This window comes from Aliiglaciecola sp. NS0011-25 (genome assembly GCF_040370605.1).
In the GTDB taxonomy this organism is placed as follows: domain Bacteria; phylum Pseudomonadota; class Gammaproteobacteria; order Enterobacterales; family Alteromonadaceae; genus Aliiglaciecola; species Aliiglaciecola lipolytica_A.
The window spans coordinates 127,393-146,467 of the sequence record NZ_BAABWR010000008.1; the positions used below are offsets into that span (position 1 = coordinate 127,393).

Consider the following 19,075-nt stretch of genomic DNA (forward strand, 5'->3'; position numbering starts at 1 on the left):
TTAATGACTGTAGATTTCGCTGATATTGACTTCCACCGGAGAGACTGTCGCTCCCGGTCTGGCTCGCATCATGCCGTTGACTACAATTTTGTCGCCTTCTTCAAGACCCTGTTCAATTATTCTTAACTCGCGGGTATGCAGCTCACCTAAAGTGACAAATCGACGTTCAATTTGGTTGTCTTGATTAATTAAATTCACATATTTTCGTGACTGATCAGTGCCGATAGATTTGTCAGGTATGAGTAAAACAGTAACATTTTCCCGATTTAGCAAACGAATACGCCCAAATATTCCTGGAACAATAAAGCCGTCTTCGTTTTTCAGAATGGCGCGGCCCTGAATTGTCCCAGTGCTTTGGTCCATTTTATTATCAACAAAATCCATCACACCTTCATGGGTGTAGGTATCTTCATCTTGCAATTTGATTTTCACTGGATTGGGTACATCACGTGAACTTTCTCGCTGATTATTCTGATCTAGGCGAAGATATTTCAAAAAATCTCTTTCCCCAGCATCAAAGTAAAAATGAATCGGCGAAATGGACACTACAGTGGTTAACAAAGTGGCATTGGTAGCGGTTCCGTTGACCAAGTTTCCGGCATTCACAAAATCTCTAGAAACAATCCCATCAATGGGCGATTTAACTTCGGTAAATTCCATTTCTAATTTAGCGTTGTCATAGGCAGCTTCAGCCATTTCAAATTCACTAAGACGCTGATCTACTTCTTCTTGCGAGATGGAATTTTTTTTACGCAAATCCAGTCCACGCTCTAGCTCTTTTTTAGCCAAGGAAACCCGAGACTTAGCGCTTTTTAAAGCAATTTCAAACGGTCTCTGATCGATTACAAACAACACGTCACCTTTATTAACCGCTTGGCCATCTTTAAAGTTCACCTTGTCTAAGTAACCGCTTACTCTAGCAACAATTTCTACCTCTTTAACCGCCCTAAAACGCCCAGTGTATTCGTCCCATTGATCAATTACCGTTTTGATTGGCTGGGCAACATCCACTTCTGGAATTGGCTGAGACTGAGGGGCTGACGGCTGTTCGCTGCATGCAGATAACAGCGTTAGAGAAAAAATGAGTGTAGCAAAACTAAGACGCATTCTTAGAGTCCTTAAATTGGTAATTACGGCACCCAAACACTGTGGTTTAGCGCTTATTGTTAGGCCCAACTGCTAAGATTGCCTCTTAGCAGTATAGTTAATCTTGGATAGAACGATTAAACGATAAATTTATTGCAGAATAATGTGAAAAATTTAGAGGTGAGAATCATGTCTTCCAGCCAAGATTGTAACTTACTACGTGGTTAATCTGTAGAAAGATCTCAGTTAATTCACTTTAACGCTGCGAATTAAGGTGAGATTTTAAGCATTGGTTCAGCTAAGGTTAAGGACAGTCATTCTATAAGTATTCTGTAATAGAGGAGAATACTATGAAAAGCAGTACAAAATACGTTTTAGTGTACCTGACATTAATTTCGTTGACTGTGATGTTAGCTGTCAATCTTGCACAAGCGCAAGAAACACAAAATGTCATTGCCATTGAAACTAATAGTGACACAGATATTGATGAGTCTGCTCAAGAAAGTGCTTATTTACTTGATCAGGCAGAGCTAGATCAAATGCTTGCTCCAATCGCACTGTATCCAGACACAGTGCTATCACACATTTTAGTAGCCTCCACTTATCCATTGGAAGTAGTGCAAGCGGCTAGATGGCGTGAAAAAAATCAAAGCTTGTCAGAACAAGAAGTGATGGACGCGACAGCGGAGGAAGACTGGGATCCGAGTGTCAAAGCGCTGGTGCCATTTCATCAACTGTTGCAACAAATAACTGAAGATCTTAACTGGTTACAAGATTTAGGTGATGCCTTCCTAATTAACGAAGAACAAGTATTGTCTAGCGTGCAGAACCTGCGCCAAAAAGCCTATGCTCAAGGTAGTTTAGAAAACAGTGAGTATATAGAAGTGGTAGAAGAGGATAATGACATCCTTATTCAACCCGCCAGCACAGAAATTGTTTACGTACCTTATTATGACACGCGTGTCGTTTATGGTTCATGGTGGTGGCACGACTACCCTCCAATTTACTGGCATCGTCCGGCCCATTTTTACATACATGCAGGTTTGTATTGGAGTCCACGAGTTTATGTCCGTCACAATCTATTTTGGGGTGGGTTTAATTGGCGTAATCGCTACATTGTTGTGAATCATCGTTATCCATATCGCAATGGTCGTCGTGATGATGGCGTGCGCAGAGTCAGCTCTAGTGAGTATCAGCGGTGGCAGCACAACCCGACTCATAGAAGAGGCGTAAGATACGACGCGCACACACCAAAAGTGGTATACCGTCAGCAGAACCGAAATGATAATAAACGAGTGATTAGTTCTGAAGGAAAGTCTCGTGTATTAGATAAATCTAGACCGGTTCAAGTGCGCCAAAATATCAAAACAGTAAAAACCAGTACTAAGGCGCAGCAAACACAACAGCGTTTGCAGACCAAGTCTAACCGAGTCAATGACTATTCAAATAAGAACGATAAATCGAGTCAACGTCAACGGGTAGAGCGCGATAAGACAGAGCAAAAAAATGTACGCCAGGTGTCTGCCCAGTCGCGTAATAATGTAGTGCAACGTTCACCAAAAGATTCGCAGCAAAATGCCGCGAATGTGCAACGTAATAGCAACAATATTACAAGTGACAAAGCAAGTGCGCAGCGCAAAACTAGTAATGTCTCACGGGATAAGGTGTCTAGCGCTGACCGTTCAAGTTCAAAAAGCAATAGTGCCTCGAAACAAGGTTACTCGAATAAACAATCGCAGGGCGCGCAACGGAGTACCAGAAGCTATTCAACCAATCGAGCAACCACGCCAAGGTCGAGCAATAGACCTGCACAAAAGCAGAGTCACAGAGGGAATACTAAAGAGCGCTAAAATCAGCATTTAAGGATTTTACAAACTGCGTTTAATCCCAAAATCAATCCATGCTAACCAAGACATTGTGAGTATGGATTGATTCCATTATGCGCTATGGCGCTTGCTAAACCTCACATCTTGCGCAATTATACGGTTAAGCGGTCTTTTTGAACCCTATCCACAAGGTTAGTGGCAACGCAGCAAATTTAACACCTTTGAATTGATAAACTGGTTAACGGGGTTAAATTCGATTGAAAGCGATACCCTTAAAAGCAATCGATTCAATCACAATTTGCTTGTCGATAAGGATTCATGTTGTATTCGACCTTCCACAATAGAAAAATAAGATGTTGGAATTTAAGAATTGATTGAGATCCCCCCGCAAAAACCATTAAGCAGCTTAAATGTGTTGGTCATAGATGGACAATCGTTAGTTCACGACACCATTAAGTCGGCATTGGCAGAGATTGGTATCAGTAATTGTAAAAGTGCCGAGAACGCCTTTTGTGCACTGCGTTTATGTGAGCAAACTAAGTTTGATGTGGTACTCATTTCGTTTGATATTCGAAGTGACAAAGACGGCTTCAATTTACTTGAAGAAATGCGCCTCAAAGGCCATATCAGTAAAACAACCATGGTCATATTCTTAAGCGCTGACACCTCTATGTCATTGGTGAATTGCGTGGTTGAATTGCAGCCCAGCGATTTTTGGGTGAAACCATTAGATCGCAAAACCATGGAAAAACGCTTTAAGTACTTATTTGCGATTAAAGAAAAACTGTATAAATTATCCTACTGCATTGATAAAGCAGAGTATCCCACTGCCATCTACTATGCTGAACGCCAACTAAAAGACGAATCTCTTAGCAAATACTACCCGATGATTAACCGTTTAATCGGCGAATGTTTAATTAATCTAAAAGAATATTCCCAAGCAGAAGCTTTTTATAAAAAACTAAGCGAACGGTATAAATATGGTTGGGTTCAGGTCAATCTCGCACGCAGTTTATTAAAACAAGACAAAATGTCTGAAGCCATAGCGCTCACCGATGCACTCCTCGAACGAGATGATACGCGTTTCACAACGTATGATGCGTTAGCCGAGTATTACATTGAAAAAGAAGATTACGCCAAAGGTTATGAAATTATTCAAGAGGCCACCAAATTAGCGCCACGCAACCTAGACAGAAATAAAAAATCGTGGAATTTAGCACGTCTTAATCATGATAAAAAAGGCCAATACATGGCCACCATGAACATGGCAAAATTTGCTAAAAACTCGATTCATGATACACCAGATTTAAATCTCAACGTTATCCGCGCCGCCATAGATTTAGCCGGTTCGCTAAACGGCGAAGAGGCCACTCGACTGATCACCAAAACCGAACGTGATTTATCTTTTTTCATCAATGAATACGGACACGACAGCCAGTTAAAAGAACAATTGGCGATTATCAATGCTCGCATGTTGAATTTGAAGAATGATAAAAAAGCTGCCGAAGAAATTATCAAAGAGCACATGCAAACAAATTCAAGCAACTCGGTGGAAGATAACCTAGACAAAGTAAAAGCATTTCATGAAATGGGCTATTGGGAAGAGTCGATTCGTTTACTTGACTCTATCAAGTCTAAAATTGAAGGGGATAGTTTTATCGGACAGGTGATCAATGAGTACCTAGATCAGGAAAGCAAAGAGCGCACAGATATTCGCTACTCTCCCAAAGAGCTAGGCGAAATGGCTTCTTCCCATTATAAAAATAAACGCTATGAACCTGCTTATGAATTGCTTACGCAAGCTTTTGTCTTAGCCCCGAAAAACCCCAATATGGCGTTAAGCATTCTAAAAGTCATGGTTAAATTAATTGATGAAGGACATTTTAACGACGAGCAACTTGCTTGCCTCAAACGATGCAAAGATTTATTAGATTCCATCCCATTATCCCCCAATCAGCATAAAAAAATGGACGAATACTTGGCGGTTATCGAACCATTGTTAAAATCCGCTTAATTAAGTTGGGATAACAATTGGCAGGACGAATACCCCCTGCCAATTTCTCTTTAATCGCCGCTATTGTGCTTAAACGCAGCTATCAACAAGTCAACTTGTTGCAGGGAGTTGTAAACATGAAACGACAAGCGCATGACATTACCCCGCGTATCAAAATAACAATTCTGCTGTTTTAAGCGTTGGCTAATTGCCGCGATTCGAGGTGCTGATAATTCGATACACAAAGTACCACCAACATTTGCTAAATCAATTGGCTGCACCGCACTTTCGTCCAAGTTTGTTAAAAAGTATTCGGCCAACTTTCGATTGTGGGCAAAAACAGTGTTTTGACCAATCTCTAACAAGGTTTGCAAACCTCCCAACGCCAAGGCATAAGGCGCAATATTTGGTGTACCTCCCCAAAACCGTTTGGCATCGGGTGCATAGGCAAAGCGCTTAATCTCCATTTCGAAAGGATCGCTATGGGAAAACCAACCCACATCTATTGGTTTAAGTTGTTCGACAGTATTCGGATTAACCCACAAAAACCCAGCGCCTGGCCCTCCACACAGCCACTTAACGCATGAACCAAACAACGCATCCACATCCCAACATTGCAAATCAATCGGCAAGATACCCGCCGATTGCGCCACATCCACTGCCAGATAACAGGATTGTTGGTTACACAATCGTCCAATAGCTTCAATCGGTGCGACCTGACCCGTATTGGAATGAACATGGGTTGCCAAAACACAATCAATATCTTTTTGAATATAGCGCTGCCAAGTTTGAATGTTGAGCGCTGACTCGGATGCAGGAATGAACACAAGTTCAAAACCGAATTGCTGCATTGCCTGTCCTACATACCCCATGGATGGAAACGCGTCTTCGTGGATCAGAATCTTGCGTTTACCTACCTGAAAATTATCCATTGGCAACGCCATCAACCACTTTGTAAAAGCACTGGATAAATTAGTTTGAGGACAAAAATCCGCAGCCTTTGCGTTAAACAACTTTGCTAATGAAGCACAAAACAAATCAACAGTTTGCAACCAATCTGGCCAAGCATCGCCCCCTGACAATTTCCAAGGGGTTAAAAAGTTTTCAGCCAAACTAAGTTCCGACTGTTTGCTTAAGCACCCCACTGAATGACTTAAAAAATAGGGCCCAGCGGGAAGATTGAACAAGTTAGAAAAACTCACCTTACTGGAGTTCCGTTAGCTTGTTTGGGCACGATAGAGTCTCTCACTTTACCGTAAGACTGTCCCCATGCATCCGTCATTTGATTTCGAATCTGCCACAATTCTGGGAAAAATTGATTCCTTGCCCCTGACTTTAACAAATCAACAGGTCGGCCTTTTAACGAATGAGATTCCATGCCGATGCTGCGCTGAATCAAGAACAGATGCTGCCAACGAAACTTCTGCAGTAATTCATCAAATTCAATTAAACTCTCGGCGATCACATAACTATCATCATGCTGATATTGGCTATCGTAAATAGCTTCGATAGTGGTGTTTCGGTCTTGAATATAGTGTTTATTAAATACCGTCCACAGATCCGCAGGAATCTTTACCAAAATACGAAATCCTGGAGACTCCTGGCCACTGCCATTACCTAACTGCAAACGAATTTGTTGATACTCTTTGGGCGACATTGTTTCCAATAAGTCCATTTGTTCGCTCATCATTTTTTGCAACATGTGTACCCGCTTCATGAGCGTAATCACACGATGACTTTGTTCAGTTTGCATGTATTCCAATACATCGATAAGTGTGAATATCATCAATTTCATCCATAACTCTTCAACTTGATGAACAATCTGAAACTGCAGTTCGTCTGAATTACACAATTTATCTAAGGGCTTTTGGCATTGTAGTAAGGTGTCACATTGCAAATAAGCACCGTAATCAAGAATTTCTGGGTTTTCTAGTAGACTGCTGTATTTTTGTCGGTACATGGGACTTTCCAAAGGTTTAATTTGGATTTTATGGTAAGGGATCGGGATTTGAACATTGTTCCTGAATTACTTGATATTTTGCAAATTTTAGAACAAAGTTCCATTTATATAGAAATAATAAGAACGAATGTCGAAATAAACCATGAATGATAAAGATAAACAAATCGTTTCCAAACTAGAAGAAGATGGCCGTTTGTCCTTCGCCACCCTCGGCGATTCAATTGGCTTGAGCAAAACCCCCTGCTGGAATAGAGTAAAAACCTTGCAACAGAAGCAGATAATTACCGGGTTTTCAGCGATTTTATCGCCACAAGCCATGGGCCTTAATATTCGTGCCCTAGTCAATGTAGTCATTGACATTGGTCAACATCAACAATTTGAACAAGCAATTATTGAGCACGCGTCGATACGCTCCTGTCACGCAATCACAGGAGAGTTCGACTATGTTTTGGAGATTTTAGCCAAGGACATAACTGACTTTGATGAATTGTTGCGAGTAGATTTAAGCAGGCTTCCTGGGGTTTTGCGTTTTAACACTTCAATTACTACACGCTTAGTTAAGCAAAACGGGCATTACAGCAAAATGCTTTAAATCATTTTAAAACTCTCGGCTAGTTGCCTCGCCCATATTTATCCACAAAACCATCGGCAAAGCGTTGTGCAGAGTCCACATCCATATTGAAATACAACGAAGGCTCAATCAATTCAACTTCCATTGTCACGTAAGTGTCTTTGTATTTAACTAAGTCGATACGGGCATACAACGGCATTTCCGGTAAGGCAGTTAACACTTTTTGTGCGCCTGCTAATATATGTTCGTCGGCTTCTACGCTTCGCAGTTGTCCACCATGTTCTTCTTGCACTCGAAAATCATTCTGCTTGGGCACTTTAACAATGCAATGACTGTATTGTCCGTTAAAATAAAACAATGAATATTCGCCTTCGTTAATCACACTTTTTAAAAAAGGTTGGATCATAAATGGGCGATTGGAAAATACTTCAGTCAAACCTGCTTCCTCTGCCACCACAGATTCGAGGGACAATCGATAGGTGTAATCGGCATTTGCACTGACTAAAGGTTTGACGACGATTTCTCGGCAATTAAATTGTTCAAAAGCACCTTTCATAAATTCTAAATCAAAAGTGTCACACCAAATAGTAGGCACAATCCCTACCCCCTTGGCTTCAAGTGACTTTAAATAGTCTTTACGAATATTCCACTGTACCAACGCTAAACTGTTCTCTAGTTTTGCTGTGCTACTGTCTATTTGTTGTAAACGCGCTAAAAAGGCATCGGCGTTATTTTGATAATCCCAGGTACTGCGAATTATCACCACTTCGTAGTCATCCCAGTTGGTACCGTCTGCATGCCAAGAAATTTCAACTGCTTCCCAGCCCATTTCTGCCAGCGGCTCGTAAGCTAGGTGATCGTAAACAAAAAAATCTTCCAGATCGTCAGTTGATAAAATTGCTACTTTTCGCATCGGTTATCCTCCGAGTAATTGCAAATACATAGGTTAATACGTTGAAACGTTGGATTTAGGGTAACTAAGAATCTACTCCTTCACCAGCATTGTTAAAATTTTGTTAGTTTCCACAATGGTAATAGCATATTCACTTAGACCAGCAACTTTCACACTGCGGTCTAATTCACCTGGCGTTAGACGAAAAACAGCGATTTGTTGAGTAGTTGAAAGCCAGCCCAAGTCAACAATGGAATAGATATCAATATGGTGACTCGTACTATCAATTGAAAGGCATTTGCCCATTTTTTTGGCGGGGTGTTATGTAGACGTTCTGTATCACTTAAAATCAGATCTCGTTCACGTGGCGTTAACTTTTCAAAGCTGACATGGGGTGTCATCTCAGACAAATGCCACTCATATTGATTAGCCGCTTTGAGGGTTTCAAACGTACTACTTTTTATTTGTTTGATTCTCAGCAGTGGATAACACGTTAGGTTAATCAAAATCAAAAAGACTGTCCCGGCCATGATAAAGTCTTTAAATTGGGGTTCTCCACCAATCCAAAGTAATGGTACGAATGAAAGACCAATAGAAAAGAACAGAGCATTCCAAAAAACCGCCGTAGAAAAAGGATAAGTATGGTAGCTTCGAAACAGCTCTACGGTTAAATGTTCCACAATGAATTTATCAATAATGTGTGTATTACGCAGAATCACAGCAATAGCTAAACAGATGCCTGTCCACATCCACCATGTTTGTAAAAATAAAGGAAAACGTTTGAGGTTACTTTCAAAGTCCAACTCTTCTATGTAAAAAAGACGTTCGCTATACAAATAGCTGAACATAATAACCAAGCCCGCGATAAGGCTGAATAGGAATATTTTCCGAGGAATGCGAATGATTTTATTGGCAATGACAGTGGACTCATTGGCTGACAAGCCACAATTTTGCGCATTTTTTAAGACTTCTTTATGGGCAATTGAAATTATCAATGGCAAAATAATGTAGCAAAAAGCGCCAATTATTGGCAAGCCTAATGCAGCGCCAACATCTCGAATCTGCACCTCATTGGAAATTAAGTTAGGACTTACTATCAATCCGCAGACGACATTAGATGTAAAAAAGCAAACCGCAATACAAATCGCCCAATAAGCCGAACTAACATTTAATCTAAAACTTTTACTACTCACAAACGCCCAATCACTACTTACAAATTGATAACGAACTCAGCTTTACGGCTAATATTTATACATTTAAACGACTAAAAAGCAAAAGTTTAAAATGGATTAAGTGAATAGCCTTGCTGATTCAGCAACGCGTGGGCCGTCATAGCTGAAAGCGACATTTGAACTCCGTCTATCAGATCTTGGTTAGCAATTTCATCAAAGGCTGCCGACTGGCCGCATAAGAACACTTGAACATTGTTTTTTAACAGCTCAGTGATCAACGGATGATTGGGGTTGTCGGTAGCAAAACGTTTATTATAGGCTGTTGGATTAAGTAAATCGTTACCCGCGCGACCATGTACAACTAACGCTAATTGAATGTTTTCTTGCTTTGCGCCGTTAGCCACTAGCATATTGATAAACCGAGCTAAACTACCAAAATAACGGTTAAGCTTTTTCTCGCCACTGACTTTACTCACGTCAAACGCTACCTTGAATTTAGTATCACTAGCAAAGGTTTGATCTATTTGCACTTTTGCGTGTTTTCCAAAATTATGGATCACAGGACCAGAGCTAAACACTTCCGCCTTTTTGCTTTCAGCTGCGACACTTTCAGTTATGCCACCTTGCCAACAGATCACCAAAACACCCAACGTTAGAATAAACTGTTTCAACCTTTTCACTCCCAATTCAGATAAGTGACAAATACTACCCTACTTTTGCAAATTCTCTGAGTACGATTTTATCCTTTACTTTATCTTTGAGCTCAATGGTTATTCCAAGCGCACCAACTATTGTTGCCAAGTTTACAAGTTAAGACACATATTTTAACAAATCAGCTAAGGTAAAATCTTCTTTATTGGCATTAGACAAGGTAAGATTGTCGGCCTTTAAAACAGTGAAAGATATTCAGGCATTCATCAAAACGGTTAATCGCTGTATTGAGAAGACCTTAGGTGTGAAGTAGTTGATTTGTGAGTGTTGGTCTGAAAACGACAGGTACAGCAAACAGATGCCCATAAAGTATAAAAATAAAAATGTGAGTTAGTATGAATAATACATGGATTAGAGCCCTGCTATTTATTGGTGTAGTTGGTTTGGGAATTGGCGCTATGATGATAATTAGCGCATCAGGTAAAGAAGAGCCAGCAGAAGAAAAAGTAGATACTCGCCCGCTGGTCAATATTATTCCTGCAGAATCCATGAATTATCAGGTTTTGATCCATAGTTTTGGCGAAGTCACACCACTAGAAAGTACTAATTTGTCTGCTCAGGTATCAGGTGAAGTGACCAGCTGGAACCCTAAATTTGTTGCCGGTGGACTAGTCAAACGGGGCGAAGTTTTATTTAGCATCGAAAAAGACACCTACGAAGCCGCGCTATTGCAAGCAGAAGCGGAATATACCCAAGCCCAGGCAGCATTAATTGAAGAACAAGCCCGCGCCGAAGTAGCAAAACAAGAAGCGAAAAACTTCCCATCAAGTCAAGTGAGTGACTTGTACCTACGTAAACCGCAAGTAATGAGTGCCCAAGCTGCCCTAAAATCTGCGCAAGCAAGAATGAAAATAGCGCAGCGTGATTTAGACAATTGCGAAGTGACCGCTCCTTATGATGCGCTCGTCATCGAACGCTCCATTGGCCTTGGAGAATACATAAGCAGTGGCACCAAAGCCGGCACTTTAAACAGTATCGAAGCGGCGGAGATTTTGTTCCCAATTGCTGGATTCGATAGCGCTTTTCTGCCAACAAACTTAGAAAACCAAGACGCAGTGGTGATTATCAAGGGTGCAAAAACTTTTACCCGTGTGGGCAAAATTGCACGTGATACTGGGGTTATCGATCAATCCACCAGAATGAGTCATATCGTGGTCAAAATAGATGACCCTTATGGCTTGAAAAGCCAAGTCCCAGCCTTGAAATTTGGTAGTTATGTAGAGGTCAACATTTCCGGTCAGGTATTGGAAAATGTATATCGCCTACAACAAGACTTGGTTACCAACAAAACCGTGTGGGTCGTTGATAAAGACAACAAATTACAACCCAAACCAGTAGAGATTATTCGCGAAGAGGGCGCGCACTTTATATTAAAAAGTGGTTTAGACAATCAAGACCGCATTGTTACTACTATTCCAGAATATCCTCAGAAAAATATGGAAGTACGCCTGTCTAGCGATCCAAAAGATGACGATTTAGTCGCCCAGCAACCAAACCAGTAGGCCGAATATTATGACTAATGAAGCCAAACAAACGGGACTAATCGCCTATTTTGCGAATAATGCAGTAGCCGCCAATTTGCTGATGATTTTTATCGCTATCATGGGTGCAGTCACGTACTTCTCGCTACCCAGACAAATGTTCCCCAGTATTGAAGTAAACTTTATTTCGATTCAAGCCAATTACCCTGGTGCGTCCCCGCAAGAAATTGAAGAAAGTATTCTGATTAAGATTGATGAAGCCTTAAAAGATGTCACCGAAATTAAACGCAGTGTTTCTAGAGCATATAGAAACAGTGGACGAGTCTCCTTAGAAATTGATCCTGATGAGCAATTGTCTGATGTGCTCGACAAAGTTAAGTTGCGAGTGGATGGCATTGCCACGTTTCCAGCAGGTATGGAACCGGTCACGGTTTATCAAGAAGAATTTAATCAAGACGTCATAGAAATGGCAATTGTCGGCGATTCAAGCTTAAAAGACTTGAAACCACTAGCCAAAGATATCGAAAACGAATTGCTGCAATTATCCAATGTGTCTTTGGTTGACCTATATGCCCCAGATGACGAAATCGCGGTTGAAATTCAGCCCGACCAATTACGCAAATACAACATAACCCTTGACGATATTCGTCTGGCGATTCAGCGTTTTTCAGCCAATTATTCGGCTGGCCAACTACGCACCGACACCGGCATCATTTCTGTGCGGGTGGAAAACCAATTCTATAAAGGGGATGAGTTCCGCCGTATCCCAATTAAAATAGGCAACAACGGCGCCCAAGTTTTGCTTGAAGACGTGGCCATTATTCAAGACGGTTTCACCGAAGGCGAACGCTACTTTAGTTTTTCTGGCCAGAACGCCATTTACATGTCGGTGAAGGCCACTAAAGATCAAAACATGATCCCCGTGGCAGAATCGGTAAAAGCCTACGTTAAAGAACGCAATAAATCCTTACCCGAGGGCTTGGAACTAAAAATCTTAGTTGATATGACCAAATACGTTACTGAACGATTAAATATGATGCTCAGCAACCTATTTCAAGGTTCCATTTTAGTTGCATTCATGTTGACCCTGTTCTTACGTTTTAGGCTTGCATTATGGGTAATGATCGGTCTGCCCGTGTGTTTCTTGGGCGCGATTTTAACCATGGGCATGTTTGGCATTAGCATCAACGTGCTATCGTTGTTTGCGTTTATTATGGTTCTGGGCATAGTCGTAGATGACGCCATAGTAATAGGTGAAAGTGCCTATACCGAAATAGAAAAACACGGCGGAGGGGTCGAAAATGTGGTTAGAGGTACAATGCGGGTAGCCACCCCAGCCACCTTCGGAGTACTGACCACCATAGCTGTATTCGTACCATTCACCCAAGGCAGTGGGTTTTTAGGCACTATGATGTGGAACATCGCCGGTGTAGCCATATTTTGTTTAGCCTTTAGCTTAGTTGAATCAAAATTAATCTTGCCGGCCCATCTAGCCCATACCAATTTTAAACCTGTCAAAGCAGGCAGTTGGCGAGATAGATTTAACAGCCGATTTTTTGGCTTTATTAACGGCCCATACCGTAACTTCATTGAAGTCAGTACACGCTTTCGCTGGGCAGTATTTGGTACCTTTATTGCCTTGTTACTGACCAGTGTTGGGCTAATTTCCGGCAACTTTGTACGCATGGTTCCATCGCCATCTGTACCACATGATTTCCCTAGTATTCGCATAGAAATGAATGAAACCGTTTCAGATACAGCGACTATAGAGGCATTAAAACTTATCGAAAAAGTTGTCCAGAAAGTGGAGAACGACGTGATAGATGAATACGGCTCTGGCTTGGTCAGAGACACGCTTTCATTTAACGATGGTCGCACCGAAGGTCAGATTCTGGTTGCACTAGTGCCAGAAGAACAACGTCCCTTTGATACCTTTGAATTGGCAAGAAGATGGCGTGCGGAAATACCTGAAATTCCGGGCATGAAGTCATTTACGATTAGAGATGACCCCTTCGCTGAAGGTGGCGGTGATGGTGACTTTGGCTACTTATTATTTGGCCCCGACATTGAAACACTCAATGCCGCTGGACGAAAATTCATCGAGCTATTACAACAAGAAAAAGGCCTATTCGATATTAGCTCCACTATCGATCCTGCCAGTAAAGAAATCCAGATGACACTATTACCAGTGGCCTACGATTTGGGCTTGGATCTTTCATCTATCGCCAACCAAGTGGGTGCCAGCTTCTACGGCGGCGAAGCCCAGCGCGTCATTCGTAATGGTGAAGAAGTCAGAGTTATGGTCCGCTACCCTAGGCTGACTCGGGAACGTTTTGCCGAACTAAAATACGCCGTCATCACCACACCTTCTGGTAAAGAAGTGATGTTAGGTGACGTAGTAAGTTTAGAAGAAATGCCCGGCATCAGTTACATCCGCAGAGAAGGCGGCTATAGAAGCGTTTATGTATATGGCAATATCGACGAAGAAGCGGTAGAACCCAATGCCGTAGTCGAAAGAATTGCGGAAAACTTACTGCCTGAAATGCAGAAATTTTTCCCATCGGTGAAAACTGAATTAGGTGGTGCGATAGAAGAAACCCAAGCCCAGCAAAATGAACAAATACTGTTTTTCATTGCCGGCTTAATCATGATGTATATTCTATTGGCCGTGCCGCTGAAAAGTTACATGCAGCCCTTTATGATATTGATGGTGATTCCATTTAGTTTTACAGGAGCAATATGGGGCCACTTTTTCTTTGGCGTTGACCTTAGCACCATGTCGACCTTTGGGCTCATTGCTGCAGCAGGGGTAGTAATCAACGATTCATTGTTAATGACAGATTTTATTAATTCCAGACGCAAAGAAGGCATTCATATAAAACAAGCAGTACTGGACGCAGGTTGTGCTCGTTTCAGAGCAATCACATTAACCTCGATCACCACTTTTGTGGGGGTATTGCCAATCATGTTCGAAACCAGCATGCAAGCCCGGATGGTAGTGCCCATGGCCATCGCACTAGGCTTCGCCGTAATCTACGCCACCATAGTAACCTTGGTTCTGATTCCAAGCATGTACCTGATATTGGAAGATATTAGATTACCGTTTAGATGGATCAAAGCACGGCTATCCAAATCCGAACCAACCCCACAACAAAGCACCCCATAGGCGGGTGCTTTAGCCTCACTAACACCTGCGTATTCATGGGGGTTTTCCATGGGCTTTCTCCATGGCCTGAAGGCCATGCTACAAGAGATAACCTCCATCTCCTGCGGATCCATGGCCTAAAGGCCATGCTACAACCCGCGTTTACCGTGATGTATTGTATTCCCCCCGTAGGCGGGTGTTTTAACCCCGCGAAAATGTAAAATATTCCATGGCCTAAAGGCCATGCTACAAGAGATAACCTCCGTCTCCTGCGGTTCCATGGCCTAAAGGCCATGCTACAACCCGCGTTTACCGTGATGTATTGTATTCCCCCCGTAGGCGGGTGTTTTAACCCCGCGAAAATGTTCAATATTCCATGGCCTAAAGGCCATGCTACAGGGCGATAAAATCCGGCTACCGCGTATCCATGGCCTGAAGGCCATGCTACAACCCGTGTTTACCGTGATGAATTGTATTCCCCCTGTAGGCGGGTGTTTTAACCCCGCGAAAATGTTCAATATTCCATGGCCTGAAGGCCATGCTACAACCCGCGTTTACCGTGATGTATTGTATTCCCCCCGTAGGCGGGTGTTTTAACCCCGCGAAAATGTAAAATATGCCATGGCCTGAAGCCCATGCTACAAGGGCGATAAAATCCGGCTTCTGCGGATCCATGGCCTGAAGGCCATGCTACAAGAGATAACCTCCATCTCCTGCGGATCCATGGCCTAAAGACCATGCTACAACCCGTGTTTACCGTGATGTATTGTATTCCCCCCGTAGGCGGGTGTTTTAACCCCGCGAAAATGTTCAATATTCCATGGCCTGAAGGCCATGCTACAACCCGTGTTTACCGTGATGAATTGTATTCCCCCCGTAGGCGGGTGTTTTAACCCCGCGAAAATGTAAAATATGCCATGGCCTGAAGCTCATGCTACAAGGGCGATAAAATCTGGCTTCTGCGGATCCATGGCCTAAAGGCCATGCTACAGGGCGATAAAATCCGGCTTCTGCGGATCCATGGCCTAAAGGCCATGCTACGGGCCGTAACCTGCTACTTACTTTTAAATTTCATAATTTCGTCACAGCTTAGTCATACTTTAATCGCATGCTTTATCTTCGTTAATTGGAGAAAGAAAAAATGAGTTTAAGTATTTGGCAATTGGTTTTAGTGGCGTTGTTGTTCATTTTATTGTTCGGCAGAGGCCGTATTCCTGCTTTGATGGGTGACTTGGCGCAAGGCATAAAAAGCTTCAAACAAGGCATTGGCGAAAACGACGAAACAGCGACTCAAACACCGACTGAGTCACAGCCAAAAGACAAGTTAGAAAACCAATAATTACACTGTCTGGAGCACCTTATGTTTGATCTCAGCTGGGTAGAACTTGGTTTTGTGGCCGCCATCGCACTATTGGTAATTGGTCCTAAAGACCTGCCAAAAATGTTCAAAATGATTAATCAGTTTGTAACCAAAGCAAAACGCACTATCAATGACGTTAAAGGCGGCTTTAAACAACTTGAAAATGAAATACGCATAGTTGAAGGCACTACGCCGGAGTCAACAAACTGGAAGCAACTATTACCAGACGAGATACGCAACTTGCCCGATGATTTCATACCCGGCTCGCAACACGCCGAATATCACAGTAACCGTGAACAGCAAATAGCAAACAAAAAAGCTGAAATCGAGCAGCATCAAACGACGCAACTAGAGCAAAACAACGCCACTCCCACAAAACAGGAACAGGCGCAATGAAACAATCTCAACCAAACGACAGTCATTTAAATAACGATGGGGCAAACAAAAGCCACACTGAAAATAAAGCGCCACTGCTGACTCACTTAATAGAATTGCGCAGACGCCTACTTTTCTGTTTTGCGTTTTTTGCTTTAATGTTTGGTGTTTCTTACTTTTTTGCAGAACAAATTTACAGCTTCTTACAACAACCTTTGTACCAAATTTTCGGGCCGGACAGCGGCAGAAGAATGATCTACACCGGCTTACATGAAGCGTTTTTTACCTATATTAAACTTGCCTTCTTTAGTGCCACTTTTTGTACTTTACCCATCACCTTAATTCAAGTCTGGAAGTTCATTGCCCCAGGCATGTATAAAAACGAACAAAAGGCTCTCTCACCACTGTTTATAGCCACCCCAATTTTGTTTGTAATGGGCGCAGCCCTAGCCTTTTATGTGGTGATGCCATTAGCTTGGGAGTTTTTCATAAGCTTTGAATCAAGCGGGCAAAACGCCACTATCAATGTTGAACTTGAAGCTAAAATGAGTGAATACCTAGCATTGGTGATCCGCTTAATCTTAGCCTTTGGGCTGTGTTTCGAATTACCAGTTTTACTGCTGGTTTTAGCCAAAGCAGGAGTGATTGATGGGCAAACCCTAAAAGACTACCGAAAGCACGCCGTAGTCGCGGTATTTTTCATTGCCGCGTTAATTACACCTCCAGATTTAATTTCGCAGATAGCCTTAGGCGTGCCTATTTTAGCCTTGTACGAATTGTCGATTGTACTGATAAATTGGACCCAATCAGACAAACAACAAATACTTCGCAAGCAAATGGACCAGTCCACCTAACTGATTAATAAAAAAGCAATATTTGTGTCATTAAAAGTTTAAAAAAGCGTAAAAAAACAGATCCTAAACTGTCATTTAAGGTCGGTAGATTAGTTGTCAGCAGGTTGTTTTCTAAAACAGAATTCAACTATCGCCAAACCACTAATAAAGGACCGGAGACAACATGTCAGAACAAGATTTAATACCACAAAATAATGATAAAATTGAACCTGCTTTTAGCCGCCGTCAAGTGTTAAAAGGTGGCTCTATTGCCGCAGCAAGTACTGCTTTTGCAGCGGTTTCTAGTAAAGCACAAGCTGCGTCTTTACCTTTTACCAGCTCATATGGTCCATTAGTACCAACAGCTGACAAAGCCACGGGTCTAAACCTACTTTCTTTACCAGAAGGTTTTGAGTACACCTCTTACGGCTGGACAGGTCAAACACAAGCAGACCTTTTACCTACTCCTACTGATCACGATGGTATGGGTATCGCGGCAGTAAAAGGCAACATCATTGCACTTGTGCGTAACCACGAATGTTCAGAAGGCGAAGGTTCTCCAGCATCACCTCGCGGTGGTCGTGGCGTGTATAACCCAGCCCAAAACGGCGGCACAACTAATCTTATGTTTGATATCGTCAAAGGTGAATTTTTATCTTCCTATAACAGCTTAGGCGGCACGATCAGAAACTGTGCTGGCGGAAGCACGCCTTGGGGTACTTGGTTGTCTTGTGAAGAAACGTTCCATAACTGGAATCAAGGTCCACAAGGCGAAAACCACGGTTATGTATTCGAAGTACCTGGATTTGGTATTTCTGATGGCCAACCAATTCGCGAAATGGGTCGTTTCTCTCACGAAGCTGCTGCTGTTGATCCGGCAACTGGCTATGTGTATGAAACTGAAGACGCTGGCTCATCTGCATTCTACAAATTTGTACCTGCAGGCGAATGGGGCGACTTAAAATCTGGCGGTAGCTTGTTCGCTATGGTTTTAAACGGTGAGTCTCGCGTAGATTTGCGTGGCGGTTTAGTTGTAGGAACAGTTTGGGATGTGACTTGGCAAGAAATTGCTGATCCAGATGCAACTACCGAAAGATGTTACAACCAAGCTTCTGACGCGGCAATCATTGAGCGTGGCGAAGGCTGCTGGTATGACGATGGCAAAATTTACTTCGTGTCTACTTCAGGCGGCGCCGCAAATCTTGGCCAAATCTTCTGCTACGATCCTCGTAAAGAAACACTAACCATTATTTTTGAATCTTCAGACGCTGTGAATGAAGTTAACGCGCCAGATAACATCGCTGTTAGCCCACGTGGAAACATCTTGATGTGTGAAGATGGAAGCTCTAACCCTAAACGTCTAATCGGTTTAACCCTATCAGGTGAAACCTTCCCATTCGTTGAAAACAACGTGTCTTTGGACCAAGGCGATTTAGCCCACATCGATTCAATTTATCCGGGTACAGCAGCTAACTTCTGGGACTCAGTAGGTGACTCAACAGACGGTAGCAACAGACGCAGCTTCACTAGCCAAGAAATGGCTGGCGCATGTTTCTTTGGTCGTTGGTTATTCGTAAACGTGCAATCTCCAGGTGTGACTTTCGCAATCACAGGTCCTTGGGAAAACGGCGCACTTTAATCTAAAACAATAATAAATGGCACCTCGAAAT

15 protein-coding genes are annotated in these 19,075 nt (G+C 42.4%); 9 read left to right on the forward strand and 6 right to left on the reverse strand.

Annotated features, from left to right (window positions below; translation table 11 throughout):
- Entirely contained in the window at nt 1-1,107 is a 1,107-nt protein-coding gene (locus ABWV72_RS08905) for an efflux RND transporter periplasmic adaptor subunit (RefSeq protein WP_303501474.1), read from the reverse strand.
- 329 nt (nt 1,108-1,436) lie between these two features.
- Between ABWV72_RS08905 and ABWV72_RS08910 the strand changes: the two genes are divergently transcribed.
- Nucleotides 1,437-2,936 carry a DUF3300 domain-containing protein gene (locus ABWV72_RS08910; protein ID WP_353370067.1) on the forward strand — a complete coding sequence of 500 codons (1,500 nt, stop codon included), beginning with the start codon at nt 1,437-1,439 and terminating at the stop codon, nt 2,934-2,936.
- 346 nt (nt 2,937-3,282) lie between these two features.
- Nucleotides 3,283-4,926, forward strand: a complete 1,644-nt coding sequence (locus ABWV72_RS08915; protein WP_353370069.1) for a response regulator — start codon at nt 3,283-3,285, stop codon at nt 4,924-4,926.
- Nucleotides 4,927-4,976: 50 nt separating this feature from the next.
- Here the strand turns inward: ABWV72_RS08915 and ABWV72_RS08920 are convergent, their stop codons facing one another.
- Both ABWV72_RS08920 and ABWV72_RS08925 read right to left on the reverse strand, forming a co-directional pair.
- Nucleotides 4,977-6,107, reverse strand: coding sequence for an aminotransferase class V-fold PLP-dependent enzyme (locus tag ABWV72_RS08920; protein ID WP_353370071.1), 1,131 nt, complete (start codon nt 6,105-6,107; stop codon nt 4,977-4,979).
- Nucleotides 6,104-6,865, reverse strand: coding sequence for a tryptophan 2,3-dioxygenase family protein (locus ABWV72_RS08925; protein WP_353370073.1), 762 nt, complete (start codon nt 6,863-6,865; stop codon nt 6,104-6,106). Before ABWV72_RS08925 ends, ABWV72_RS08920 begins: the two co-directional genes overlap by 4 nt.
- A 142-nt stretch (nt 6,866-7,007) precedes the next feature.
- Between ABWV72_RS08925 and ABWV72_RS08930 the strand changes: the two genes are divergently transcribed.
- Entirely contained in the window at nt 7,008-7,457 is a 450-nt protein-coding gene (locus tag ABWV72_RS08930; protein WP_353370075.1) for an Lrp/AsnC family transcriptional regulator, read from the forward strand.
- A gap of 19 nt (nt 7,458-7,476) precedes the next feature.
- On the opposite strand, the gene ABWV72_RS08935 is transcribed toward ABWV72_RS08930, so the two are convergent.
- From ABWV72_RS08935 to ABWV72_RS08945, 3 genes are all read right to left on the reverse strand, one after another.
- Complete coding sequence (locus tag ABWV72_RS08935; protein ID WP_353370077.1) at nt 7,477-8,349, reverse strand: ATP-grasp domain-containing protein; 873 nt, start codon at nt 8,347-8,349, stop codon at nt 7,477-7,479.
- A gap of 176 nt (nt 8,350-8,525) precedes the next feature.
- Nucleotides 8,526-9,521 carry a hypothetical protein gene (locus tag ABWV72_RS08940; protein WP_353370079.1) on the reverse strand — a complete coding sequence of 332 codons (996 nt, stop codon included), beginning with the start codon at nt 9,519-9,521 and terminating at the stop codon, nt 8,526-8,528.
- 86 nt (nt 9,522-9,607) lie between these two features.
- Entirely contained in the window at nt 9,608-10,171 is a 564-nt protein-coding gene (locus ABWV72_RS08945; RefSeq protein WP_353370081.1) for a DsrE family protein, read from the reverse strand.
- 375 nt (nt 10,172-10,546) lie between these two features.
- On the opposite strand from ABWV72_RS08945, the gene ABWV72_RS08950 reads away from it, so the two are divergent.
- The 6 genes from ABWV72_RS08950 to ABWV72_RS08975 all read left to right on the forward strand — a co-directional run bounded on the left by ABWV72_RS08950 (nt 10,547) and on the right by ABWV72_RS08975 (nt 19,044).
- Nucleotides 10,547-11,713 (forward strand): efflux RND transporter periplasmic adaptor subunit, encoded by a 1,167-nt coding sequence (locus tag ABWV72_RS08950; protein ID WP_353370083.1) that lies wholly within the window; start codon nt 10,547-10,549, stop codon nt 11,711-11,713.
- A gap of 10 nt (nt 11,714-11,723) precedes the next feature.
- Nucleotides 11,724-14,858 (forward strand): efflux RND transporter permease subunit, encoded by a 3,135-nt coding sequence (locus tag ABWV72_RS08955; RefSeq protein WP_353370085.1) that lies wholly within the window; start codon nt 11,724-11,726, stop codon nt 14,856-14,858.
- Nucleotides 14,859-15,978: 1,120 nt separating this feature from the next.
- Entirely contained in the window at nt 15,979-16,176 is a 198-nt protein-coding gene (locus tag ABWV72_RS08960; protein WP_216050544.1) for a twin-arginine translocase TatA/TatE family subunit, read from the forward strand.
- Between the two features lie 21 nt (nt 16,177-16,197).
- A complete protein-coding gene (locus ABWV72_RS08965) occupies nt 16,198-16,593 on the forward strand; it encodes a Sec-independent protein translocase subunit TatA/TatB (protein ID WP_353370088.1) in 396 nt (131 codons plus the stop codon).
- Nucleotides 16,590-17,426: a twin-arginine translocase subunit TatC gene (gene tatC, locus ABWV72_RS08970; protein ID WP_252729421.1), complete on the forward strand. Its 837-nt coding sequence runs from the start codon at nt 16,590-16,592 to the stop codon at nt 17,424-17,426. The genes ABWV72_RS08965 and tatC overlap by 4 nt, the downstream gene beginning before the upstream one ends.
- Nucleotides 17,427-17,589: 163 nt before the next feature.
- Entirely contained in the window at nt 17,590-19,044 is a 1,455-nt protein-coding gene (locus tag ABWV72_RS08975) for an alkaline phosphatase PhoX (RefSeq protein WP_353370090.1), read from the forward strand.
- Nucleotides 19,045-19,075: the final 31 nt, after the last annotated feature.